This window comes from Streptomyces sp. NPDC052773 (assembly GCF_044547145.1).
GTDB lineage: Bacteria > Actinomycetota > Actinomycetes > Streptomycetales > Streptomycetaceae > Streptomyces.
On the sequence record NZ_JBITZX010000001.1, the window covers coordinates 1 to 22,489 of the forward strand.

The 22,489-nt window shown below is 72.0% G+C and carries 17 protein-coding genes and 2 rRNA genes; 11 read left to right on the forward strand and 8 right to left on the reverse strand.

Annotation, left to right across the window (positions count from 1 at the left end; all coding sequences use genetic code 11):
* Positions 1-73 (forward strand): 23S ribosomal RNA (locus tag ACIG0D_RS00005); the annotation flags it as partial.
* 87 nt (positions 74-160) lie between these two features.
* Positions 161-277, forward strand: a 5S ribosomal RNA gene (gene rrf, locus ACIG0D_RS00010).
* Between the two features lie 85 nt (positions 278-362).
* Here rrf and ACIG0D_RS00015 read toward each other — a convergent pair.
* Genes ACIG0D_RS00015 through ACIG0D_RS00035 form a run of 5 tightly spaced genes read right to left on the reverse strand, consistent with a single transcriptional unit; the run spans position 363 to position 6,021 of the window.
* Positions 363-1,673, reverse strand: coding sequence for a DUF58 domain-containing protein (locus ACIG0D_RS00015; RefSeq protein WP_399795315.1), 1,311 nt, complete (start codon positions 1,671-1,673; stop codon positions 363-365).
* On the reverse strand, positions 1,673-2,662 hold the full coding sequence (locus ACIG0D_RS00020) for an AAA family ATPase (RefSeq protein ID WP_399795316.1): 990 nt from the start codon (positions 2,660-2,662) through the stop codon (positions 1,673-1,675). The genes ACIG0D_RS00015 and ACIG0D_RS00020 overlap by 1 nt, the downstream gene beginning before the upstream one ends.
* The gene (locus ACIG0D_RS00025; protein WP_399795317.1) at positions 2,662-3,858 is read right to left on the reverse strand and encodes a DUF4350 domain-containing protein; all 1,197 of its coding nucleotides are present in this window, start codon (positions 3,856-3,858) and stop codon (positions 2,662-2,664) included. Before ACIG0D_RS00025 ends, ACIG0D_RS00020 begins: the two co-directional genes overlap by 1 nt.
* Positions 3,855-4,667, reverse strand: coding sequence for a DUF4129 domain-containing protein (locus ACIG0D_RS00030; RefSeq protein ID WP_399795318.1), 813 nt, complete (start codon positions 4,665-4,667; stop codon positions 3,855-3,857). Before ACIG0D_RS00030 ends, ACIG0D_RS00025 begins: the two co-directional genes overlap by 4 nt.
* Positions 4,668-4,671: 4 nt before the next feature.
* Positions 4,672-6,021 (reverse strand): glycerophosphoryl diester phosphodiesterase membrane domain-containing protein, encoded by a 1,350-nt coding sequence (locus tag ACIG0D_RS00035; RefSeq protein WP_399795319.1) that lies wholly within the window; start codon positions 6,019-6,021, stop codon positions 4,672-4,674.
* 140 nt (positions 6,022-6,161) lie between these two features.
* Here ACIG0D_RS00035 and mtnA point away from each other — a divergent pair, with 140 nt between their 5' ends.
* The 7 genes from mtnA (at position 6,162) to ACIG0D_RS00070 (ending at position 15,290) form a co-directional block, all read left to right on the forward strand.
* Positions 6,162-7,301, forward strand: a complete 1,140-nt coding sequence (gene mtnA / locus ACIG0D_RS00040) for an S-methyl-5-thioribose-1-phosphate isomerase (protein WP_399795320.1) — start codon at positions 6,162-6,164, stop codon at positions 7,299-7,301.
* A 206-nt stretch (positions 7,302-7,507) separates the two neighbouring features.
* Positions 7,508-8,197 carry a two-component system response regulator MtrA gene (mtrA, locus tag ACIG0D_RS00045; protein WP_198948386.1) on the forward strand — a complete coding sequence of 230 codons (690 nt, stop codon included), beginning with the start codon at positions 7,508-7,510 and terminating at the stop codon, positions 8,195-8,197.
* A gap of 1 nt (position 8,198) precedes the next feature.
* Positions 8,199-10,235: an MtrAB system histidine kinase MtrB gene (gene mtrB / locus ACIG0D_RS00050; RefSeq protein ID WP_399795321.1), complete on the forward strand. Its 2,037-nt coding sequence runs from the start codon at positions 8,199-8,201 to the stop codon at positions 10,233-10,235.
* A gap of 13 nt (positions 10,236-10,248) precedes the next feature.
* A complete protein-coding gene (locus ACIG0D_RS00055; protein WP_399795322.1) occupies positions 10,249-12,081 on the forward strand; it encodes an LpqB family beta-propeller domain-containing protein in 1,833 nt (610 codons plus the stop codon).
* A 246-nt stretch (positions 12,082-12,327) separates the two neighbouring features.
* On the forward strand, positions 12,328-13,269 hold the full coding sequence (locus ACIG0D_RS00060) for a ComF family protein (RefSeq protein WP_399795323.1): 942 nt from the start codon (positions 12,328-12,330) through the stop codon (positions 13,267-13,269).
* Between the two features lie 314 nt (positions 13,270-13,583).
* Positions 13,584-14,276, forward strand: coding sequence for a ribosome hibernation-promoting factor, HPF/YfiA family (gene hpf, locus ACIG0D_RS00065; RefSeq protein ID WP_399795324.1), 693 nt, complete (start codon positions 13,584-13,586; stop codon positions 14,274-14,276).
* 267 nt (positions 14,277-14,543) lie between these two features.
* Positions 14,544-15,290 carry a response regulator transcription factor gene (locus tag ACIG0D_RS00070; RefSeq protein WP_365761933.1) on the forward strand — a complete coding sequence of 249 codons (747 nt, stop codon included), beginning with the start codon at positions 14,544-14,546 and terminating at the stop codon, positions 15,288-15,290.
* Between the two features lie 24 nt (positions 15,291-15,314).
* On the opposite strand, the gene ACIG0D_RS00075 is transcribed toward ACIG0D_RS00070, so the two are convergent.
* Both ACIG0D_RS00075 and ACIG0D_RS00080 read right to left on the reverse strand, forming a co-directional pair.
* Positions 15,315-16,487 carry a winged helix-turn-helix domain-containing protein gene (locus ACIG0D_RS00075; RefSeq protein WP_399795325.1) on the reverse strand — a complete coding sequence of 391 codons (1,173 nt, stop codon included), beginning with the start codon at positions 16,485-16,487 and terminating at the stop codon, positions 15,315-15,317.
* 647 nt (positions 16,488-17,134) lie between these two features.
* Positions 17,135-17,710, reverse strand: coding sequence for a GNAT family N-acetyltransferase (locus ACIG0D_RS00080; RefSeq protein WP_399795326.1), 576 nt, complete (start codon positions 17,708-17,710; stop codon positions 17,135-17,137).
* 258 nt (positions 17,711-17,968) lie between these two features.
* Between ACIG0D_RS00080 and secA the strand changes: the two genes are divergently transcribed.
* Entirely contained in the window at positions 17,969-20,779 is a 2,811-nt protein-coding gene (secA, locus tag ACIG0D_RS00085) for a preprotein translocase subunit SecA (RefSeq protein WP_399795327.1), read from the forward strand.
* An 88-nt stretch (positions 20,780-20,867) separates the two neighbouring features.
* On the opposite strand, the gene ACIG0D_RS00090 is transcribed toward secA, so the two are convergent.
* A complete protein-coding gene (locus ACIG0D_RS00090; RefSeq protein ID WP_399795328.1) occupies positions 20,868-21,572 on the reverse strand; it encodes an Rv3235 family protein in 705 nt (234 codons plus the stop codon).
* A gap of 306 nt (positions 21,573-21,878) precedes the next feature.
* On the opposite strand from ACIG0D_RS00090, the gene ACIG0D_RS00095 reads away from it, so the two are divergent.
* Positions 21,879-22,394 (forward strand): DUF6912 family protein, encoded by a 516-nt coding sequence (locus tag ACIG0D_RS00095; RefSeq protein ID WP_399795329.1) that lies wholly within the window; start codon positions 21,879-21,881, stop codon positions 22,392-22,394.
* The last annotated feature ends 95 nt before the right edge of the window (positions 22,395-22,489 follow it).

A 22,489-nucleotide genomic window follows, 5' to 3' on the forward strand; every position in this document is an offset into this window, starting at 1 on the left:
GTTGATAGGCCGGATATGGAAGCACGGTAACGTGTGGAGTTGACCGGTACTAATAGGCCGAGGGCTTGTCCTCAGTTGCTCGCGTCCACTGTGTTGGTTCTGAAACCACGAACAACCGTCGTAGCTGTTGCTGCGGCTCCGGTTGACAGTTTCATAGTGTTTCGGTGGTCATAGCGTGAGGGAAACGCCCGGTTACATTCCGAACCCGGAAGCTAAGCCTTACAGCGCCGATGGTACTGCAGGGGGGACCCTGTGGGAGAGTAGGACGCCGCCGAACAATTATTGAGAAAACCCCCGCACCGTATGGTGCGGGGGTTTTCTGCGTTCCCGGCCCTTTTCCTTTCCAGGGCCCGGTCTTCGCCTCACAGGCGGCCCGCCGTTTTCAGGGCCAAATAGGCGTCCGCCAGTGCCGGCGCCAAGTCGTCCGGGGTCGCGTCGACGACGGTGACGCCATGGCGGCGGAGTTGTTCGGCGGTGCGGTCACGTTCGGTTTGGGATTGGGCGGCGGCTGCGGCCTCGTAGACGGCGTCGATGGTTCCGCGGGCTTTTGCCATGCCCGCGATATGAGGGTCGGCCACGGATGCCACGAGGACGGTGTGGCGCTGGGTCATCTGGGCCAGGACCGGAAGAAGGCCCTCTTCCATCGGGGCCGCGTCGAGGGTGGTCAGCAGGACGATCAGGGAGCGGCGTGGGGCCGTACGGAGTGCTGTGGCGGTGAGGCCTCGGGCGTCCGTTTCCACGAGTTCCGGTTCCAGGGTCGCCATCGCGTTGACCAGTGCGGGGAGGACGTCATTGGCCGTCCGGCCTTGGACCAGGGCGCGTACGCGGCGGTCGTAGGCGAGGAGGTCGACGCGGTCGCCGGCGCGGGAGGCCAGGGCGGCCAGGAGGAGGGCAGCGTCCATGGACGCGTCGAGGCGTGGGGCGTCGCCCACGCGGCCCGCGGAGGTGCGGCCGGTGTCCAGGACCAGGAGGATGTGCCGGTCGCGTTCGGGGCGCCAGATGCGGACGGCGACCGTGGAGTGGCGGGCTGTGGCGCGCCAGTCGATCGAGCGGGTGTCGTCTCCGGGGACGTATTCGCGGAGGCTGTCGAATTCTGTGCCCTGGCCGCGGATGAGGACGCTGGTGCGGCCGTCGAGTTCGCGGAGCCGGGCGAGCTTGGACGGGAGGTGCTTGCGGCTGGTGAACGGGGGCAGGGCGCGGACCGTCCAGGGAACCTTGTGAGTGCCCTGGCGGGTGAAGAGGCCCAGGGGGCCGTAGGAGCGGATGGTCACGCGGTCTGCCTGGCGGTCGCCGCGACGGGTGGGGCGTAGGCGGGTGGTGATGCGTCGGCGTTCGCCGGCGGGGACCGTCAGGCGGTGGCGGGACGCGGCGGTTTCAGTGCCGGGCTGCCAGCTGCTCGGTGGCCATGCGTCGCGTACGTGGGCGCGGAGCGGGCGGCGGGTGGGGTTGGTGAGCGTGAGAGTGACGTCGGCGGTGTCGCCGAGGCGTACGGAGGTGTCGCCCGAGCGGGACAGCCGTAGCCTTCGTACCGGCGCGGCGAGGGCGAAGTCGCAGGCGCAGGCGAGGGCAAGCGGGGCGTTCACGGCGAGGATGCCGGTCCAGCCGGGTTCCAGGATGCCGACCGGGAGGGAGCCGAGGGCCGCCAGGAGGGCGGCGCGTCCGGTGATTGCCATCAGCGGGGGACGGGGACGTGGGCGAGGATCGCGTTGATGACCGAGTCGGCCGTCACGCCTTCCATTTCGGCCTCCGGGCGGAGCTGTACACGGTGGCGGAGGGTGGGGAGGGCGAGGGCTTTGACGTCGTCGGGGATGACGTAGTCGCGGCCGGTCAGCCAGGCCCAGGCGCGGGAGGTCGCGAGGAGGGCGGTGGCGCCGCGCGGGGAGACGCCGAGGGTGAGGGACGGCGATTCGCGGGTGGCCCGGCAGATGTCGACGACGTAGGCGGTGATTTCGGGGGAGACCGTGGTCTTGGCGACCGCGGCGCGGGCGGCTTCGAGGTCGGCGGCGCCTGCCACGGGGCGTACGCCGGCGGCGCGCAGGTCGCGCGGGTTGAAGCCCTGGGCGTGGCGGGTGAGGACGTCGATCTCGTCCTGGCGGGAGGGGAGCGGGACCATCAGCTTTAGGAGGAAACGGTCCAGCTGGGCTTCGGGGAGGGGGTAGGTGCCCTCGTACTCGACGGGGTTCTGGGTCGCGGCGACCAGGAAGGGATCCGGGAGGGGGCGGGGGGTGCCGTCGACGGTGACCTGGCGTTCCTCCATGGCCTCCAGGAGGGACGACTGGGTCTTCGGGGGCGTGCGGTTGATCTCGTCGGCCAGGAGGAGGTTCGTGAAGACCGGGCCGGGCTGGAAGGAGAACTCGGCGGTGCGGGCGTCGTAGACGAGGGAGCCGGTGATGTCGCTGGGCATCAGGTCGGGTGTGAACTGGACGCGCTTGGTGTCGAGTTCGAGCGCGGATGCGAGGGCGCGGACGAGCAACGTTTTGGCGACCCCGGGGACTCCTTCCAGTAGGACGTGTCCGCGGCAGAGGAGGGCGACGACCAGGCCGGTCACGGCGGGGTCCTGGCCGACCACGGCCTTGGCGATCTCGGCGCGCAGGGCTTCGAGGGCGGCTCGGGCGTCGCCCGGGTCTCCGGTCCGCCCGGCGTTGTCAGTGGTCGGGTCCATCATGGACGGCGTACCTCTCTTTCGAGGGCGTCGAGTTGGTCGGCGAGTGCGATGAGCGCCGCGTCGTCGCTGGGCGGCGGGCCGAAGAGCAGGGAGTGCAGGGCCTGTCCGTCGGCGTGGAGGCGTGCGGACAGGGCGGGGAGCAGGGCTTCGGGCGTGTGGGCCTGGGCCACGGGGATGCCTGCGAGGGGGGCGAGGCGCGTGCGGGTGGTGGAGCGGAGAGCGGCGGCCGCGCGGTCGCGGGCGTTCGCTTTGCGGTAGAGGCGGGCGCGGCCTTCGACGGTTTCGGAGGCGCGGATCGCGACGGGGAGTTTTTCGGTCACGAGGGGGCCGAGTCGGCGTGCCCGCCACAGGGCGGCGAGGGCCGCCGCGATGAAGAGCTGCAGGGTGCCCCAGAGCCAGCCGGAGGGGAGCAGCTCGAAGAGGGTCTTCTCGTCGTCTGGCTGGGTGGCGGAGGCGTCGGAGAGCGAGGGGAGGTACCAGACCAGATGCGGGCGGGAGCCGAGGAGTTGGAGGGCGAGCGAGGCGTTGCCCTGCTCGTCGAGGTGTTCGTTGTGGAGGATGTCGGGCGCGCCGAGGACGACGGTGTCACCGCCGCCGGAGGGGTGCGGGACGCGGATGAGGGTGGCCAGGCGCTCGCTGGGGTAGCACTGGTCGGCCTCGAGGTGGGTGGTGGTGTAGCGGATGCCGCCCGTGTCGGCGTTGCCGGCGCGGCGGGCGGCGGGCAGGTCGCAGTCGGGGGAGAGGGTGGATTCGAGGCTGGTGGCCGGGTCCGCGGTGACGCCGGGGGCGAGGCGTTCGACGGAGGCGCTGCCGGCGGCGACGAGGACGGTGCGTCCGCCGGATTCGGCGATGGCGGTGTGCAGCCGGTCCTGGCGGTTGGGGGCCAGGAGGTCGGGGACGGCGACCAGGAGTGTGGTGTCGGGGGCGGCCGCGGCGCGGGCTTCGTCGAGGGTGGTGACGACGCGGGTGGAGACGCCGCGGTCGGCGAGCAGTTCTGCGACGGCGCGGCTGCCCTGGGGGTCGGGGGAGCGCGGGTCGAGGTTGCCGTGCCGGGTGTCGGAGCGGATCAGGGCGATCGTCACGCCGGCCGCGAGGAGGAGGACGAGGGCGAGGACGAGACCTCGCGCGCGGGTCCACACCTGGCGGGTGGTGGGCGAGACCGAGGTGGTCGGGGGCGTGGCCTCCGTGGTCATCCGGCGGTCCCCTGGCTGGTGTGGTGGGGGGTGCTGTGGTCGGTGCTGTTCACCAAGTGGGGTTTGGTGCGTTCCAGGACGCGGTCGAGGTCGGCGATGCGCTGGTACGACTCCCGGGTGGCCGTTTGGCCGCCGTATGTGACGTCGTCGAAGTCGCGGGCGGCTGCGTGCAGTCGTTCCGTGTGGGAGGGGAGGGCGCGGCCCGCTTCGGCTGCGGCCTCGTCGGCGGTGCGGCCGGGGCGGGGGTCGAGGAGGGCGCGTTCCTCGAGGGAGCGGACGATGGCCCGCATGCGTTCCTGGACGGCCTGGTTCCAGTGGCCCCGGGCGGCGTGTGCGTCGGCGGTGGCGCGGTGTTCGGCGGCGCTGCGGGGGCGGTCGTCGAACAGGGCGGCGGAGGAGGCGGGTTGGCGGTGCGGGGTGCCCAGGCGCCACCAGAGGGCGCCGAGGGCGGCGAGCGCGGCGAGGATGACGACGGTCAGGCCCACCGCGCCGCCGGGGGTGGCGGAGGCTGCCGCGTCGAACACTTTGTCGAGCCAGTCCCAGAAGGCGTTGAGGGCGCGTTCGAAGAAGCCGGGGTCGTCCTCGTGGTACACGCGCTTGGACAGTTCGCGTCGGGCGGCCTCGCGGGCGGGGTCGCGCGGGGTCGTCAACGGTGGTGCGTCGTCGGAGCCCGCGGTCGCCAGGACGGACAGGTCACGGTGGGGCAGCCGTACGGCCGGGTCGGGGGTGCGTGACCAGGTCCGTACGGCCGCTTCGGCGGCGCGGGGCAGTGCCGTCGCCGCTGTGAGGGCTGCCCCCGTCAGGCTCACCGCATCAGCTCCCGGGGGTGGTGGGGCCGTAGCCCTGGACACCGGCGGCGCGGGCCAGTTCGAGATCGAGGGCCTCGCGGCGGATGCGCTGGTCGATGTAGAGGAGCACGGTGACGCCGGCCGTGATCGGGAAGGTGATCATGGAGCCGATCACCGAGCCGATGCCGCTGACGACGAGGAACGTCCAGCCGAAGCCGCCGGTGCCGTTGACGAAGCCGCTGATGCCGTCGCCGCTGACCGCGGCGGCGAGGAACGTGAACGGGATGACGACGATCGCGGCGATGACGTTCACGATGATCGCCGCGAGCAGCTGGATGCCGAAGACCCGCCACCAGGAGCCGCGCACCAGCTTCGCGGACCGGCTCATCGCCTTGAAGATGGTCTGCTTCTCCAGCATCAGGGCCGGGGAGGCGAGGGAGAAGCGGATCATCAGCCATACGGTGACGACGGCACCGGCGAGCCCGCCGAAGACGGCGAGCGCGGCGCCGCCCTCGCCGCCGCCCGCGGCGACCACGAGGATGCCGGGGAGGGCGCCCAGGAGCAGGACACCGGCGGCGATGAGCGGCAGCAGCAGGATCAGGCCGAACAGCTTCCCTATCTGCGGGCGGGCGTCGCGCCAGGCCTCGCCGGCGGTGACGGGCTTGCCGAGCACCGCGCGGCTCGTGACGGTCGTCAGCAGGGCCGTCGCGGCGACCGCGCCGATCAGGGAGATCAGGAGCAGGACGCCGGAGCTGAGCGTGGTGTCGGCCAGGGCATCGGTCAGTTCGTCGAGGCTGGCGCTGGGGTCGCCGAGGGCGCCGGTGTCGGTGTACTCGTTCAGGACCAGGCCCTGCACGAGGACGACGACGATCTCGATGACGACCGCGACGGTGAGGGAGATTCCGAGGACGGTGCGCCAGTAGGTGCGCATGGTCGACACGGCGCCGTCGAGGATCTCGCCGACGCCGAGCGGGCGCAGCGGGATGACGCCGGGCTTGGCGGCGGGCGGGGGGCCGCCCCAGGGGGTGCCCCAGCCGCCGTAGCCGCCGGGGCCCTGCCAGTTGCCGCCGCCGTAGCCGCCGGGGCCGCCGGGGCCGCCGGGGGGCGGGGTGCCCCAGCCCGGGCCGGGCGGCGGGGGCGGCGGGGTCTGGCCCGGGGCCGGCGGGCCGGTGGGCGCGGACCACTGGGCGGGTGGCGGCTGCTGCTTGGACCATTGCGCGCCGGGGCTGTGCGGGTCGGTGCCCGGGTGCTGCGAGGGCTGTTCGGGGCCGGGCCGGTCGGCCGGCTCGGTGGGGCCGGAGGTGCCGGAGGTGCCGGGCTCGTGCCCGTCGGACGGGGCGGATCCGGGCGAGGCCCAGCCCGGAGTGTCGTTCATCGTCGCTCCTTCACGGTGCCCGTCCGCGGTCGCGGCGGCAGCTTGGCAGCCATCGTGCCATGGGGTGGCCGGCGAAGGACCGGCCGCGGTGCGGGCTGCACACCTTCAATTGTCCGCCGGATAGTGGGCAGACTGACCGCATGGCTGATCAGCAGGCGCGAACCGGCGAGGACAAGCGGGCGACCGAGGTACCGGTGGTCCGGTGGGAGGAGCCACCCGAGGGGCCGGTGCTGGTGCTTCTGGACCAGACCCGGCTGCCGAGTGAGGAGGTCGAACTGGTCTGCACGGACGCACCCGCGCTGGTGGAGGCGATTCGGTCGCTCGCCGTGCGCGGGGCGCCGCTGCTCGGGATCGCGGGGGCGTACGGGGTCGCGCTCGCCGCCGCCCGGGGGTTCGACGTGGACGAAGCGGCGCTGGCGCTGGCGGGTGCCCGGCCGACCGCGGTGAACCTGTCGGTCGGGGTGCGCCGGGCGCAGGAGGCGTACCACGCTGCTCTGGCCCGCGGTGGTGACGCCGGGGCGGGCGCGGCGGCGGCGTTGGCGGCCGCGCGGCAGCTGCACCGGGAGGACGCCGAGGCCAGTGCCCGGATGGCGGAGCACGGGCTGGCGCTGCTGGACGAGCTGCTGCCCGGCGGCGGCCAGCGGATCCTCACCCACTGCAACACCGGGTCGCTGGTGTCGGGCGGGGACGGGACGGCGTTCGCGGTGGCGCTCGCGGCGCACCGGCAGGGGCGGCTGCGGCGCCTGTGGGTGGACGAGACGCGCCCGCTGCTGCAGGGCGCCCGGCTGACGGCGTACGAGGCGGCGCGCAGCGGGATGGCGTACACGCTGCTCACGGACAACGCGGCGGGGTCCCTGTTCGCGGCCGGGGAGGTGGACGCGGTGCTGATCGGCGCCGACCGGATCGCGGCCGACGGGTCGGTGGCGAACAAGGTCGGGAGCTATCCGCTGGCGGTGCTGGCCCGCTATCACCATGTGCCGTTCATCGTGGTGGCGCCGGTGACGACGGTGGACCTGGGTACCCCGGACGGGGCGTCGATCGAGGTGGAGCAGCGTCCCGGGTACGAGGTGACGGAGGTGACGGCGCCGCAGGTGCAGGTGTCGGGAGCGGGTGGCGGGGTTCCGGTGGCGCCGCTGGGGACCCAGGCGTACAACCCGGCGTTCGATGTGACGCCGCCCGAGCTGGTGACGGCGATCGTCACCGAGGAGGGGGTCGCGTCGCCGGTGACGGCTGAGGCGCTGGCCGAGCTGTGCGGGAAGGCGCGCGGCGGCCAGGGGTGACGGCCGGTGCGCCGGCCTCGGGGCGCGTGCGGAGTCGCCGCCCCGGTGACGCCGACGCACGGCATGGCAGCCTTGCGGGAGGGCGCGTGGGCCGGACCGCGGGGCGCCGGCGGTCGGCGAGGGCAGACAGTGACGGTCCCGTGCGGCTATCGTCACAGGCCAGTGAGCTACCTCACCTGCGCCTTCGCCACCGTTATGAGAATGGGATGATGTCGTTTATGAAGGGACGAGTCCTTGTCGTCGACGACGACAGCGCACTGGCCGAGATGCTCGGCATCGTGCTGCGTGGTGAAGGTTTTGAGCCGTCTTTCGTAGCCGACGGCGACAAGGCGCTGGCCGCTTTCCGGGAGACCAAGCCCGATCTGGTGCTGCTGGACCTGATGCTGCCCGGGCGGGACGGTATCGAGGTGTGCCGGCTGATCCGGGCGGAATCCGGGGTGCCGATCGTGATGCTGACGGCGAAGAGCGACACCGTGGATGTCGTCGTCGGCCTCGAGTCGGGTGCGGACGACTACATCGTGAAGCCGTTCAAGCCGAAGGAGCTGGTGGCGCGTATCCGGGCGCGGCTTCGCAGGTCGGAGGAGCCGGCGCCGGAGCAGCTCGCCATCGGTGACCTGGTCATCGACGTGGCCGGTCACTCCGTGAAGCGGGACGGGCAGTCGATCGCGCTGACGCCGCTGGAGTTCGATCTGCTCGTCGCGCTGGCGCGCAAACCGTGGCAGGTGTTCACCCGCGAGGTCCTGCTGGAGCAGGTGTGGGGCTACCGGCACGCGGCGGACACGCGGCTGGTCAACGTCCATGTGCAGCGGCTGCGCTCCAAGGTCGAGAAGGACCCGGAACGCCCGGAGATCGTGGTGACCGTCCGTGGTGTCGGTTACAAGGCCGGGCCGAGCTGACATGTCCGGGGACAGTGCCGCTTCGGCGCCCGGCCGGTCCGGGGCCCGCGCGGGGCGGCCTGTCGGCCGGAAGGCGGCGGGCTCCCGCTGGGGAAGGTTCACGGAGAGCGGGCTGCTGCAGGGCGGAGTCCACGGCAGCCCGGTCCTCCGCCTGTTCATGCGCTGGGTGCGCCGGCCGCTGCTGCCGGTGATGCGGCTGTGGCGGCGCAACATCCAGCTGAAGGTCGTCGTCACGACCCTGCTGATGTCGCTGGGTGTCGTGCTGCTGCTGGGCTTCGTCGTCATCGGGCAGGTGCGCAACGGGCTGCTGGACGCCAAGGTGAACGCGTCGCAGAGCCAGGCCACGGGCGGGTTCGCCGCGGCCAAGCAGCGCGCGGAGGAGGCGGCGAGCGGCGCGGCCGTGGACAACGCCGCCGACGAGGACGGACGGTCCTCGCAGAATGTCATCCAGTGGATGAGTGATCTCGTCACGTCGCTGTCCAGTGGCGGCCAGGGCGCCTTCGACGTCGTCACGCTGCCCGCCGGGGACGACACCGGGGGCGGGCGCGGTCCGCGTGCCTCCGGCGGGGTCAACCCCAACAAGAGCGTGCCCGAGGAGCTGCGGGAGCGGGTCACCAGCGGCCCGGGGGCGTATCAGAGCTACACCCGCATCGTGTACGGGCCCGGCAAGGAGTCCCAGCCCGCGCTGATCATCGGCAAGCAGGTCAACGACCCGAACAACGATCCGTACCAGCTGTACTACCTCTTCCCGCTGACGCAGGAGGAGAAGTCGCTGAGCCTGGTCAAGGGGACGCTGGCGACGGCCGGGCTGTTCGTCGTCGTCCTGCTCGGGGCGATCGCCTGGCTGGTGGTGCGCCAGGTCGTCACGCCGGTGCGGATGGCGGCCGGGATCGCCGAGCGGCTGTCGGCGGGGCGGCTGCAGGAGCGGATGAAGGTCACCGGCGAGGACGACATCGCGCGGCTCGGTGAGGCCTTCAACAAGATGGCGCAGAACCTGCAGCTGAAGATCTCGCAGCTGGAGGACCTGTCGCGGATGCAGCGGCGGTTCGTGTCCGACGTATCGCATGAGCTGCGTACGCCGCTGACGACCGTGCGGATGGCCGCCGACGTCATCCACGAGGCGCGGGAGGACTTCGACCCGGTGACCGCGCGGTCGGCGGAACTGCTCGCCGACCAGCTGGACCGGTTCGAGTCGCTGCTGTCGGACCTGCTGGAGATCAGCCGTTTCGACGCCGGCGCGGCGGCGCTGGAGGCCGAGCCGATAGACCTCAGGGAGGTCGTCCGGCGGGTCGTCGGCGGGGCGGAGCCGCTGGCCGAGCGCAAGGGTTCGCGGATCCGGATCGTGGGCGACCAGCAGCCCGTCGTCGCCGAGGCGGACGCCCGGCGGGTGGAGCGCATACTGCGCAACCTCGTCGTCAACGCCGTCGAGCACGGTGAGGGCCGGGACGTCGTCGTCAAGCTCGCCGCGGCGGGCGGGGCGGTCGCGGTCGCCGTACGCGACTACGGCGTCGGGCTCAAGCCCGGTGAGGCGACCCGGGTCTTCAACCGGTTCTGGCGGGCCGACCCGGCCCGCGCGCGGACGACGGGCGGTACGGGTCTGGGGCTGTCCATCGCCCTGGAGGACGCCCGGCTGCACGGCGGCTGGCTGCAGGCGTGGGGTGAGCCGGGCGCTGGTTCGCAGTTCCGGCTGACGCTGCCGCGGACCGCGGACGAGCCGCTGCGGGGCTCGCCGATACCGCTGGAGCCCAAGGACTCGCGGCGCAACCGCGGACTGGACGACGCCGGTCAGCCGCGCGGGGGCGAGAAGAGTGCCACCGTGCCCGCGCAGACCACGGCCGGCGGGCCGGTGCGGCCGCTCGACGCGATAGGCCCGCGGATGGCCGCCGTGGCCCCGACGGCCGATCCGACGGCGCTGCCCGGCAACGGCGCGCGCGTGGTGCCCCGGCCGGTGAGCGGGACGCGCCGCGCGGAGGAGCCGGCGCCCGGCGCCGCGGCAGGCCGCCCGGCGGACGCGGAGTCCGATGAGTCGTATGAGTAAGGGGAGGCAATTCGTGGGCGCTGACCGCGAGGGGGGCGCCCGGCGTACGCCGGCGCGCGCGGTGGCGTATATCGCCTGTGGTGTCGTCCTGCTGTCGGGGTGCGCCTCGATGCCCGACCACGGGGATCTGCGCGGTGTCGAGTCCACGCCGCGGCAGGACGCGCAGGTGCGGGTGTTCGCCGTGCCGCCGTCCGAGGACGCCTCGCCGCCGCAGATCGTGCAGGGGTTCCTGGAGGCGTTGACCAGTGACGACCCCAACTACGAGACGGCGAAGCAGTATCTGACCGACGCGGCCAGGAAGTCCTGGAAGCCGCAGCGGACCACGACCGTACTCGCCAACGCGCCCGGCCTGGAGGTCGATTGGGCGGCCAACAAGGAGGACAGCGACACGTTCGCGTTCCTGCTGACGGGCAGCAGGGTCGCCATCGTGGACGCGGAGCTGTCGTACGCGCCGGCGAGCGGGAACTACAGCCAGCAGGTCCGCCTCAAGAGGGACCGTGAGAGCGGGCAGTGGCGCATCGACCGGCTGCCCCAGGGCGTCGTCCTCGGCCAGTCGGACTTCCAGCGCAACTACATGTCCGTCAACAAGTACTACCTGGCGTCGAACCTCGCGTCCGGCACGTCCGCGCAGCTCGCGGCGGTCGCCGACCCGGTCTATGTGCGCCAGCGCGTGGATCCCACGACGCAGGTGGTGCGGTCGCTGCTCGACGGGCCCACGCGGTGGCTCGATCCGGTGGTCCGGTCGAGCTTTCCCACGGGGACGCGGCTGAAGGAGGACGCGGTCCCGCTGACGCCCGACGACCAGAACAAGCTGACCGTGCCGCTGAACGACAAGGCGGCCCGGGTGGGGCTGGCCAAGTGCAACGAGATGGCGGCCCAGCTGCTGTTCACCTTGCAGGACCTCGCCCCCGCGGTGGACGAGGTCGAGTTGCAGGCGGGCGGCGCGGAGCTGTGCGCGCTCGACGCGGACGCGGCCACGGCGGTCGCCACGCGGGGTCCCGCGCGCAGTCCCGAGTACCTGTACTTCCTCGACGGCGAGCACCGCATGGTGCGGATCCGCAGTGGCAGCAAGACGGCCGGTGCGGAGCCGGTGCCGGGTCCGTTGGGCGAGGGTACGCACACGCTGCGCTCCGTCGCGGTGTCGCGCGACGAGCGCAGCGCGGCCGGAGTCTCCCGGGACGGCGGGGAGTTGTACGTCGCGAGAGTGGAGCCGGGTGCCGCGCTCGGCGAGCCGGTGCTGACCAGCGCGGGCAAGACCGAGGACGACCGGCTGACCACGCCCAGCTGGGACCAGCAGGGCAATCTGTGGGTCGCCGACCGCGATCCCGCGCACGCGCGGCTGCTGTTGCTCCAGGCGGGCAAGGGCGAGCCGCTGGAAGTGGCGGTTCCGGCTCTGGACGGGCGCATCAAGTCGGTGCGGGTCGCCGCCGACGGGGTGCGGATCGCGCTGATCGTGGAGAAGGACGGCGAGCAGTCGCTGCTCGTCGGGCGGATCGATCTCGACGAGAAGGTGGGCGAGCGGTCGACGGTCACGGTGCGCGAACTGCACAACGCCGCGCCCGAGTTGGAGGACGTCACCACGGTGTCGTGGTGCGGCGACGACCAGCTCGTGGTGGTCGGGCGCGCCAAGGGCGGCGTGCTGCAACTGCGGTACGCCCAGGTCGACGGCTCCACACCGAAGGGGCCCGCGCCGGACGCCCTGACCGGGGTGAAGGAGATCGCCGCGTCCGAGGACGAGCGGCTGCCGCTGGTGGCGTACTCGGACGACGGGATCGTGCGGCTGCCGTCGGGGGCGCAGTGGCAGACGGTGGTGAAGGAAGGGTCGGCGCCGGTTTATCCGGGGTGAGGAAACCGGGGCGGGGCGCGGGGTGTGCGCGTCCTGTGTCGGGTGTGTGCGTCCTGTGTCGTGGGTGGCTGTGTGGCCGTACGGCCGTTCTCGTGCGGAGTGATCCGGCGGGGGCGGCCGTTTTCGTGGCCCACGCGTCGGCGTTCACCCGGGTGGATGAGGGCTGTGGCGCGGGGCGTGGAGTTTTCCACAGGTGCTTTTCCACAGGGGTGGTCGGGCGGCGCGGCGGTTGGCAGAGTGAAGCGCATGCGGGGGTGGTGGCGGGACCTCAGCGACCTGGTGCTGCCGGCCGAGTGCGGGGGCTGCGGCAGGCCTCGTACGGTGCTCTGCCCGGAGTGCCGTACCGCCCTGGGCGGGGCGGCGCCGTGCCGGGTGCGGCCGGTGCCCGAGCCGCCGGGTCTGCCGTTCGTGTACGCGGCGGCCCGGTACGGGGACGAGGTGCGGGCCGCGCTGCTGGCCCACAAGGAGCGCGGTGCCCTGGTGCTCTCCGGGCCGCTGGGCGAGGTGCTGGCGGGAGCGGTGCGGGCGGGGCTGGGGCAGGCGTCGTGGAGTGGTGGCGGTGGTCTGGGAACTGGGGGTGGTGCAGTCGGTGGTGCCGGTGGGGGTGATGTGACTGGTGAGGGGAGGCATTGGGGTCCTGGTGCGCCGGTGCTGCTCGTTCCCGTTCCGTCGGGGCGGGGTGCGGTGCGGGCGCGGGGGCACGATCCGGTGCGGCGGATCGCGCTCGCCGCGGCCGGGGAGCTGCGGCGGACGGGGACGCCGGCCCGGGTGGCCGCCGTGCTGCGGCAGCGGCGGGCGGTCGCCGACCAGTCGGGGCTGACCTCCCGGCAGCGGTTGGACAACGTCGCGGGCGCGCTGGCCGTGGCGTCCGGCGGGGCGCGGCTGCTGGAGGGAGGGCCGGTCGTGCTGGTGGACGACCTGATGACCACGGGCGCGTCCCTGACGGAGGCGGCGCGGGCGGTGCGGGAAGCGCGGGCGGACGCGGTGCGTGGGGCGGCCGGCGGAGGGGCCGGTCGTGGGCGCCGGGGAGACGGGGCACGAGACGAACGCGTGTCGGTTGTGTACGGGAGTGGAACCCGGGAAAGGACTGGGGCACGGATTGCTGTACCGAAGGAAGGGGGCGTCGACGTCATCTGCGCGGCGGTGATCGCGGCAACACCGGATTCTTTCGAAATGAACCGGAACTGACTGCGAAGTTGCATCGTTGCAGGTAGTGAGAGCGCCAATTCACCGGAACGGAGGTACGCCGCGGTAGAGGGTGACGACATCCGTCCGGGCGAGATATGTTCGGTTGTGAGGGAAAGCCGCAGGCCACACCTCTCATATCCGAATGCCGTGCCGCGGGATTTCCGCAATCACCGGGCCGGCCGGGTGCAGATCTCGCCCGTGGGGGAGGAGGAGGTGGACGTCACCGAGTCCGAGGTTCCGGGCCACACCGGGACCTGGTGCACAAGGGAGATGCTCCGCATCCGAGGCGGAGCGATCCGGGAACGGAGTTCTGCGTGGACATCGTCGTCAAGGGCCGCAAGACCGAGGTGCCCGAGCGGTTCCGCAAGCACGTGGCCGAGAAGCTGAAGCTGGAGAAGATCCAGAAGCTCGATGGCAAGGTGATCAGCCTCGACGTCGAGGTGTCCAAGGAGCCCAACCCCCGACAGGCCGACCGCAGCGACCGGGTGGAGATCACGCTCCATTCCCGCGGTCCGGTGATCAGGGCGGAGGCAGCGGCCAGCGATCCCTACGCGGCACTCGACCTGGCCGCGGAGAAGCTGGACGCCCGGCTGCGCCGGCAGCACGACAAGCGGCACACGCGCCGCGGTGTCCGTCGGCTCACCGCAGCCGAAGTCCCCCACCACGTTCCGGGCGCGGCCACGCTCAACGGCAACGGCCACACCGCCGGGGCGGACGAGTCGGAAGACGTGCCGACCAAGAAGATCGGCTCCCTCGAGATCAAGGGCGAGGGCCCGCTCGTCGTCCGCGAGAAGACGCACGTCGCCGCCCCGATGACCCTCGACCAGGCCCTCTACGAGATGGAGCTGGTCGGGCACGACTTCTACCTGTTCGTCGACTCCGAGACGAAGGAACCGAGTGTCGTCTACCGGCGGCACGCGTACGACTATGGCGTGATCCATCTGAGGACGGACACGATGATCACGGCGCCGCCCTCGCCGGAGGCCGGCGGTTCGCTGGGCGGCTGACTTTCCCGGACGACGGCTGACCCGGTGCCCCTGGAGTGCTGTGCGCCCCCAGGGGCACCGGTGTGCCACCGGTGTGCTGCTGTGCCACCCGTATGCCACCGGTGTGCGACGGGTGTGCGACCGGTGTGCGACCACTTCGCCCATGGCTTCGTCACCGCGGTGTCGTCCGGGCATGAAATCATGGCCACAACGGCTCAACCGGTGGGTCGTTGCCTTGGGTTGGCGATGGCACGGGACCACAGGCCTAAGCCTTCAGGGGGAGGAACGATGGCGGACAGCTTCGGACCGATGCAGGCCGAGGGGGCCGGCGACGGCCCGGACGGCCGGGGCCCGGACACGGGCTCCTCACGCGACGAGCCGATCCGCGTCCTGGTCGTGGACGACCACGCCCTCTTCCGCCGTGGCCTGGAGATCGTGCTCGCGGCCGAGGAGGACATCCAGGTCGTCGGTGAGGCGGGGGACGGCGCCGAGGCGGTGGAGAAGGCCGCGGACCTGCTGCCCGACATCGTCCTGATGGACGTACGGATGCCCAAGCGGGGCGGGATCGAGGCGTGCACCTCCATCAAGGAGGTGGCGCCCAGCGCCAAGATCATCATGCTGACGATCAGCGACGAGGAAGCCGATCTCTACGACGCGATCAAGGCGGGCGCGACGGGATATCTGCTCAAGGAGATCTCGACGGACGAGGTGGCCACCGCGATTCGCGCCGTGGCCGACGGGCAGTCGCAGATCAGCCCCTCGATGGCGTCGAAACTGCTGACCGAGTTCAAGTCGATGATCCAGCGGACGGACGAGCGCCGGCTGGTGCCCGCGCCGCGGCTCACCGACCGGGAACTGGAAGTGCTCAAGCTCGTGGCGACCGGGATGAACAACCGGGATATCGCCAAGGAGTTGTTCATCTCCGAGAACACCGTGAAGAACCATGTGCGCAACATCCTGGAGAAGCTGCAGCTGCACTCCAGGATGGAGGCGGTGGTGTACGCGATGCGGGAGAAGATTCTCGAGATCCGGTGAGGCCGTGAGGCCCCTGAGGTTGCGTCAGGCCAGGGACCGGGCCAGTTCCGCGATGAGCGGGGCGCGCAGGTCCGGGGAGTTCACCTGTTCCACGCGTACGTTGGTGCAGTTCACCCAGCTTGCCGCTTCCAGCAGGGCCTCGGCGACGGCCGGGACCGTCTTCGGGCCGTCCAGGGAGATCTGCTTGGCGACCAGGGTGCGGCCCTCGCGGGCCGGGTCGACACGGCCGACCAGCCGGCCGCCGGCCAGGACCGGCATCGCGAAGTAGCCGTGGATCCGCTTCTGCTTCGGGACGTAGGCCTCCAGGCGGTGGGTGAAGCCGAAGATCCGCTCCGTTCGGGCGCGCTCCCAGATCAGGGAGTCGAAGGGGGACAGGAGCGTGGTGCGGTGGCGGCCGCGCGGAGGTGTCGCGAGGGCCGCGGGGTCCGCCCAGGCCGGCTTCGACCAGCCCTCCACCGTGACCGGGACCAGGCCGGAGTCGGCGATCACCGCGTCGACCTGCTCGCCCTTCAGGCGGTGGTAGTCGGCGATGTCCGCGCGGGTGCCCACGCCGAGGGCCTCGCCGGCGAGGCGGACCAAGCGGCGGAGGCATTCGGTGTCGTCCAGGTCGTCGTGCAGGAGGGTGGAGGGGATGGCACGTTCGGCGAGGTCGTAGACGCGCTTCCAGCCGCGGCGCTCCACGCAGACGACCTCGCCGTACATCAGGGCGCGCTCCGCGGCGACCTTCGCGCCGGACCAGTCCCACCAGTCATTGGTCTTCTTCGCGCCGCCCAACTCCGTCGCGGTCAGGGGGCCTTCGGCGCGGAGTTGTTTGATCACCTGGTCGTAGGCGCCGTCCGGGAGTTCGTGGTTCCAGTGGGGGCGGTTGCGGTAGGCGCGGCGGCGGAAGGCGAAGTGGGGCCACTCCTCGATGGGGAGGATGCAGGCGGCGTGGGACCAGTACTCGAAGGCGTGGGTGTCCTTCCAGTAGGCGTTCTCCACTGTGGTGCGGCCTACTGCGCCCAGGCGGGCGTAGGGGACGAGTTCGTGGGAGCGGGCCAGGACCGAGATGGTGTCGAGTTGCACCGCGCCGAGGTGACGGAGGATGCCGCGGACGCCGGCGCGGCGGTTGGGGGTGCCGAGGAAGCCCTGGGCTCGTAGGGCGATGCGGCGGGCTTCGTCTGCGGAGAGGGTGGTGGTGGGGCGCGGGGTCGTCATGGCTTCGAACGATAAGGGGTGGGTCTGACAGTGGGGGGTGGGTTGGGGAATTGGCTGGTGGGGGGTGGGGTGGGGGCTGGGCGTGCGTGGTGGGAGTGGGGGATGGGGACGTGGACGGGGGCTGATGTGGGTGGTCGGGTGCGGCGGCGTCCGGCGCGGGCGTGGAGGTTCTTCGCCCCCGCCGCCCCTACCCATTCCCATCCCCAGGGGCTCCGCCCCTTCGACCCCACCAGGGGCTCCGCCCCTGGACCCCGGCGGCGGATTCGCGCCGTGGGTGCCCCGTGCGGCTGGGTTCCCGCCCCGGCGGGGGCTGCGCCCCCTGCACCCTGGAGGGGTTGCGGCCTCTGGGCCTCGGCAGGGTGTGGGCCGTGGGCGCCGGGTGCGGCTGGGTTCCCGCCCCGGCGGGGGCTGCGCCACCTGCACCCTCGAAGGGGCTGCGGCCCTGGGCCTCGGCAGAGTGTGGGCCGTGGGTGCCCGGTGCGGCTGGGTTCCCGCCGCGGCGGGGGCTGCGCCCCCTGCACCCCGGGGGCTGCGCCCCCTGCACCCCGGGGGCTGTGACCCTGCCCCCGCCGGGCTCCGCCCCTGGACGCCGGCGGGGGCTGTGCCCTCGGCCCCTGAGCCCCAGGTCGCCGCAGCCCCGCGCCCCCTCACATCGTCGGCCGTGGTGGCAGGTACGGGGCTGTGGAAGGGAGGGACAGATCTGAGGGGAGGAGGGAGGCCAGCCAGCAGTCGCGGCGGGTGCCGTTGTTGTTGAGGGCCGCGCGGAGGGTGCCTTCGAGGGTGAAGCCGGCTCGTTGCGCGACCGCGAGGGAGGCGGTGTTGCCCACCTCCGCGCGCCATTCGAGGCGGTCGACGGGGATGCGGGTGAAGGCCCAGTGGGAGACGGCCCGGGTGGCTTCGGTGATGTAGCCGTTGCCGCGGTGGCGCTTGGTGGCCCAGAAGCCCAGTTCGGCGGTGCCCAGGGAGCGCATGGTGATGCCGAGCATGCCGGCGAGGTCCCCGTCGGGCAGGAAGGCGCCGAAGGTGAACATCGAGGAGGCGGCCCAGCCGTCGGGGGCCTGTTGCCGGACGAAGGTCTCGGCGTGTTCCGGGAGGTACGGGGAGGGGATCGTCGTCCAGCGCTGGATGTCGGGGTCCTGACAGGCTGCGTATACGGCGTCGATGTCGTCCGGGCCGACCGGGCGCAGCAGCAGGCGGGCCGTGGGGATCGTGACGGGGTCCATCGGCCGATTCTGCTGGGGGGCGGGACGGAGGTCATCCGTTTTTCGCGAGTGAATGTGAGGGGGGCGTCGTTCGTGGAAATCGGTGGGAGGCCGCGGCACCATCCGTGTCTCCCGGCCGTTGTCCTCTGAGGAAGCGGCGACGCCGTCGTCACGGCAGGCCTCCCGGCGTGGCCGGGTCCTCGCATACGATGGCCGTTGCTCAGTACGTCAGAAGGAAACCGACCGTCCCAGGCCCGACCGGCAAGGAGACCAACCCCCGTGTCCGTCCTCTCGAAGATCATGCGTGCAGGCGAAGGCAAGATCCTGCGCAAGCTGCACCGCATCGCGGACCAGGTCAACTCCATCGAAGAGGACTTCGTCGACCTCTCCGACGCCGAGCTGCGGGCCCTCACCGATGAGTACAAGCAGCGGTACGCCGATGGGGAGAGCCTTGACGATCTGCTCCCCGAGGCTTTCGCCACCGTCCGCGAGGCCGCCAAGCGCGTCCTCGGGCAGCGCCACTACGACGTGCAGCTGATGGGTGGTGCCGCGCTCCACCTCGGTTACGTCGCCGAGATGAAGACCGGTGAGGGCAAGACCCTGGTCGGTACGCTGCCCGCGTATCTGAACGCGCTGTCCGGTGACGGTGTTCATCTGATCACGGTCAACGATTACCTGGCCGAGCGTGACTCCGAGATGATGGGGCGCGTCCACAAGTTCCTCGGCCTGTCGGTCGGCTGCATCCTCGCCAACATGACGCCGGCCCAGCGCCGCGAGCAGTACGCGTGCGACATCACCTACGGCACGAACAACGAGTTCGGCTTCGACTACCTGCGCGACAACATGGCCTGGTCGAAGGACGAACTCGTCCAGCGCGGGCACAACTTCGCCATCGTCGACGAGGTCGACTCCATCCTCATCGACGAGGCCCGTACGCCGCTGATCATCTCCGGCCCGGCCGACCAGGCCACCAAGTGGTACGGCGACTTCGCCAAGCTGGTCCAGCGCCTCAAGCGCGGCGAGGCCGGCCAGCCGCTGAAGGGCATCGAGGAGACCGGCGACTACGACGTCGACGAGAAGAAGCGCACCGTCGCCATCCACGAGTCCGGCGTCGCCAAGGTCGAGGACTGGCTGGGCATCGACAACCTGTACGAGTCGGTGAACACCCCGCTCGTCGGCTACCTGAACAACGCCATCAAGGCCAAGGAACTCTTCAAGAAGGACAAGGACTACGTCGTCATCGACGGCGAAGTCATGATCGTCGACGAGCACACCGGCCGTATCCTCGCCGGCCGCCGCTACAACGAGGGCATGCACCAGGCGATCGAGGCGAAGGAAGGGGTGCCGATCAAGGACGAGAACCAGACGCTCGCCACGATCACCCTCCAGAACTTCTTCCGCCTCTACAACAAGCTCTCCGGCATGACCGGTACGGCGATGACCGAGGCCGCCGAGTTCCACCAGATCTACAAGCTCGGCGTGGTCCCCATCCCGACCAACCGGCCGATGGTCCGCAAGGACCAGTCGGACCTGATCTACCGCACCGAGGTCGCGAAGTTCGCCGCCGTCGTCGACGACATCGAGGAGAAGCACCGCAAGGGCCAGCCGATCCTCGTCGGCACGACGTCCGTCGAGAAGTCCGAGTACCTGTCGCAGCAGCTGAGCAAGCGCGGCATCCAGCACGAGGTGCTGAACGCCAAGCAGCACGACCGTGAGGCGCAGATCGTCGCCCAGGCCGGCCGCAAGGGCGCCGTGACCGTCGCCACCAACATGGCCGGCCGTGGTACGGACATCAAGCTCGGCGGCAACCCCGAGGACCTCGCCGAGGCGGAGCTGCGCCAGCGCGGCCTCGACCCCGAGGAGCACATCGAGGAGTGGGCCGCGGCCCTGCCCGAGGCGCTCAAGCGGGCCGAGGAGGCCGTCAAGGCCGAGAAGGAGGAGGTCGAGCGGCTCGGCGGCCTGTACGTGCTGGGCACAGAGCGGCACGAGTCCCGCCGTATCGACAACCAGCTGCGCGGTCGTTCCGGCCGCCAGGGCGACCCCGGCGAGTCCCGCTTCTACCTGTCGCTCGGCGACGACCTGATGCGGCTGTTCAAGGCCCAGATGGTCGAGCGCGTGATGTCCATGGCGAACGTGCCGGACGACGTGCCGATCGAGAACAAGATGGTCACCCGCGCGATCGCGTCCGCCCAGTCGCAGGTCGAGCAGCAGAACTTCGAGACCCGTAAGAACGTCCTGAAGTACGACGAGGTCCTCAACCGGCAGCGCGAGGTCATCTACGGCGAGCGCCGCCGCGTCCTGGAGGGCGAGGACCTGCACGAGCAGATCCGGCACTTCATGGACGACACGATCGACGCGTACGTCCAGGCCGAGACCTCCGAGGGCTTCCCCGAGGACTGGGACCTCGACCGGCTGTGGGGCGCCTTCAAGCAGCTCTACCCGTGCAAGGTAACCATCGAGGAGCTGGAGGAGGCGGCCGGCGACCGCGCCGGTCTGACGGCCGAGTTCATCGCCGAGTCCGTCAAGGACGACATCCACGAGCAGTACGAGGCGCGTGAGGCGCAGCTCGGCTCCGAGATCATGCGTGAGCTGGAGCGCCGGGTCGTGCTGTCGGTCCTGGACCGCAAGTGGCGCGAGCACCTCTACGAGATGGACTACCTCCAGGAGGGCATCGGCCTGCGCGCGATGGCCCAGAAGGACCCGCTGGTCGAGTACCAGCGCGAGGGCTTCGACATGTTCCAGGCCATGATGGACGGCATCAAGGAGGAGTCCGTCGGCTACCTGTTCAACCTGGAGGTCCAGGTCGAGCAGCAGGTCGAGGAGGTCCCCGTCGAGGACGCCAAGCCGGACCTGACCAAGCAGGACGCGGTCCCGGCGCAGGCGACCGCCTCGCGCCCGGAGATCCGCGCCAAGGGCCTGGAGGCCCCGCAGCGGCGGAACCTGCACTTCACCGCGCCGACCGTGGACGGCGAGGGCGGCACCATCGAGGGCGACCTCCCCGAGGACGAGCCGGTGCGCTCCCCCGCCGACGGCCTCACCCGCGCGGAGCGGCGCAAGCAGGCCAAGGGCGGGCGGCGCCGCAAGAAGTGAGGCCGGCGGCGGCGTGACGCCGCCGCGGTTCGTGCCGTGGCCGAGGGCCGGGACACCCCCAGGGGTGCCCGGCCCTTTCGCATGCCCGTCAGTCGTCGTCCTCCGCGCGGGGCCCGCGCGGGCCGTCCAGTTCCACCGCCGTGCAGCGCCAGCGGTGGTCGGCGCCCCGTTCCAGGCGGAAGGCCATGGCGCGCAGCCGGTCGCCGGTGCGGATCCGGGCGAAGGCCTCGAAGGCGCCGGGGTAGGGCTCGTACCAGCCGACGTCGCGCACCACCGGGCGCGGGCCGGGGGAGCGCAGGGGCCCGGTCTCGGCGAGGCGGGCCAGGTCGTCGTAGGCGCGTCCCACGGTGTGGCGGAGCATGAAGTGGACGGGGCGCTGGCCGCTGAGGACCAGCAGCAGACGGTCGGCGAAGACATCGGTGGGACGGGGCTGCGGGAGCCCGACCGGACGGCGCGGGGTCTGCGGCGGCACCCTCAGGGGGGTGTGCCGGGTGCCGCCGGGGGCCGCCTCCGGGTGGGCCGGCGCGCCACCGGGGGCCGTCGCCGGGAGGGCCGATGCGCCGCCGGCGACCGTCGGGTGGGCCGGCGCGCTGCCGGGAGCCGCCGGGACGGCCGGTCGGCGGGTGTCCGCCGGGGTCGTGGGCGTGGTGTCCGTGCGGCGGGCGCGGGGTGGGGTCGCGCCCGGTCGGCGTGGGTCGCGGCGGGTGTCACGGCGCGTCGGAGGACGGGTGCCGGGGCGGGCGCCGGGACGGGTGGCCGGGTGGTGCTGGGCCCTGGTCATGACCTTGTTCATGGGATCCCCGTTCGCTGCGGCCCGGGAGATACCGGGCGGTAACTTGCTGGTGGTGATCTTGTACGGGGCGGGAGAGGCGGCAGCAAGCCGAGCGCAAGTCGGGGTCGGAGGCCCACAGAGTTCACCTATCCGAGTGGTTCGGAGGGGTGGAAGCCCTGGTGAGGAGGGTGCGGTGGGTGAATTCCCGGGCGTCGGATGGACGCTTTCCGGAGCGCGGGCAGGGGCCCGAAAGGGGACGCCCGCACGTATCCTGAAGGCTCTCCGAAGCCTTGCGGGGCCCTCCGACCACGAAAGAAGCGGCCAGCCATGCGCGTCTACGTCCCCCTGACCCTCCCCGGTCTCGCCGAGGCGTACAAGGCGGGAGAGCTCGGGGGCGGGCCGCTCGTCGCGTACGCCGTCACGCCCGCGCTGCGCGAGTGGTACCTCTCCGACGACATCGAGGAGCTGGAGTACGCGGCGCTGAGCCGGGCCGCGCTGGCCTCGCTGCGGCTGCTCGCGGCGGACGCGGGGGCCCCGCGCCGGCGGGTCGTCGTCGCCGTCGACGTGCCCGACGGGGCGGCGACGGCCGATCCGGACCGGGGCCTCGACCCGGCCGCGCTGGGCGAGGTGCGGGTGGCCGGGCCGATCCGGCTGGCCAAGGCGGCGTCCGTGCACGTCGACGCCGGGGACGCGGAGGCGGACGTCGCCGCGGCGGCGGACGCGCTGGAGGCGGCGGACGGCGGGGACGACGACGCCCAGTTCGTGGTGGACGGGGCCGAGGACCACGAGCTGCTGTGGTACGCCACGCAGGAGATCCCGAACCTGGTGGGGCTGGGGGACTGAGCCGCACCGGGCCGCCGGGGCCGTCGAGCCGTCGGACCGCCGGCCCGTCGCGCGGAACCGCAGGCCCGTCACCCGGGCGTCTCTTGATTGTCAGT

Bases quoted from the DNA above. Each gene is read 5' to 3' on its own strand.
- ACIG0D_RS00060 (WP_399795323.1), top strand. From the start codon at position 12,328: ATGCGGGGGTGGTGGCGGGACCTCAGCGACCTGGTGCTGCCGGCCGAG.
- ACIG0D_RS00080 (WP_399795326.1), bottom strand. From the start codon at position 17,710: ATGGACCCCGTCACGATCCCCACGGCCCGCCTGCTGCTGCGCCCGGTC.
- mtnA (WP_399795320.1), top strand. From the start codon at position 6,162: ATGGCTGATCAGCAGGCGCGAACCGGCGAGGACAAGCGGGCGACCGAG.
- ACIG0D_RS00035 (WP_399795319.1), bottom strand. From the start codon at position 6,021: ATGAACGACACTCCGGGCTGGGCCTCGCCCGGATCCGCCCCGTCCGAC.
- ACIG0D_RS00015 (WP_399795315.1), bottom strand. From the start codon at position 1,673: ATGGCAATCACCGGACGCGCCGCCCTCCTGGCGGCCCTCGGCTCCCTC.
- mtrB (WP_399795321.1), top strand. From the start codon at position 8,199: ATGTCCGGGGACAGTGCCGCTTCGGCGCCCGGCCGGTCCGGGGCCCGC.
- ACIG0D_RS00020 (WP_399795316.1), bottom strand. From the start codon at position 2,662: ATGGACCCGACCACTGACAACGCCGGGCGGACCGGAGACCCGGGCGAC.
- mtrA (WP_198948386.1), top strand. From the start codon at position 7,508: ATGATGTCGTTTATGAAGGGACGAGTCCTTGTCGTCGACGACGACAGC.
- ACIG0D_RS00070 (WP_365761933.1), top strand. From the start codon at position 14,544: ATGGCGGACAGCTTCGGACCGATGCAGGCCGAGGGGGCCGGCGACGGC.
- ACIG0D_RS00090 (WP_399795328.1), bottom strand. From the start codon at position 21,572: ATGAACAAGGTCATGACCAGGGCCCAGCACCACCCGGCCACCCGTCCC.
- ACIG0D_RS00095 (WP_399795329.1), top strand. From the start codon at position 21,879: ATGCGCGTCTACGTCCCCCTGACCCTCCCCGGTCTCGCCGAGGCGTAC.
- ACIG0D_RS00025 (WP_399795317.1), bottom strand. From the start codon at position 3,858: ATGACCACGGAGGCCACGCCCCCGACCACCTCGGTCTCGCCCACCACC.
- ACIG0D_RS00075 (WP_399795325.1), bottom strand. From the start codon at position 16,487: ATGACGACCCCGCGCCCCACCACCACCCTCTCCGCAGACGAAGCCCGC.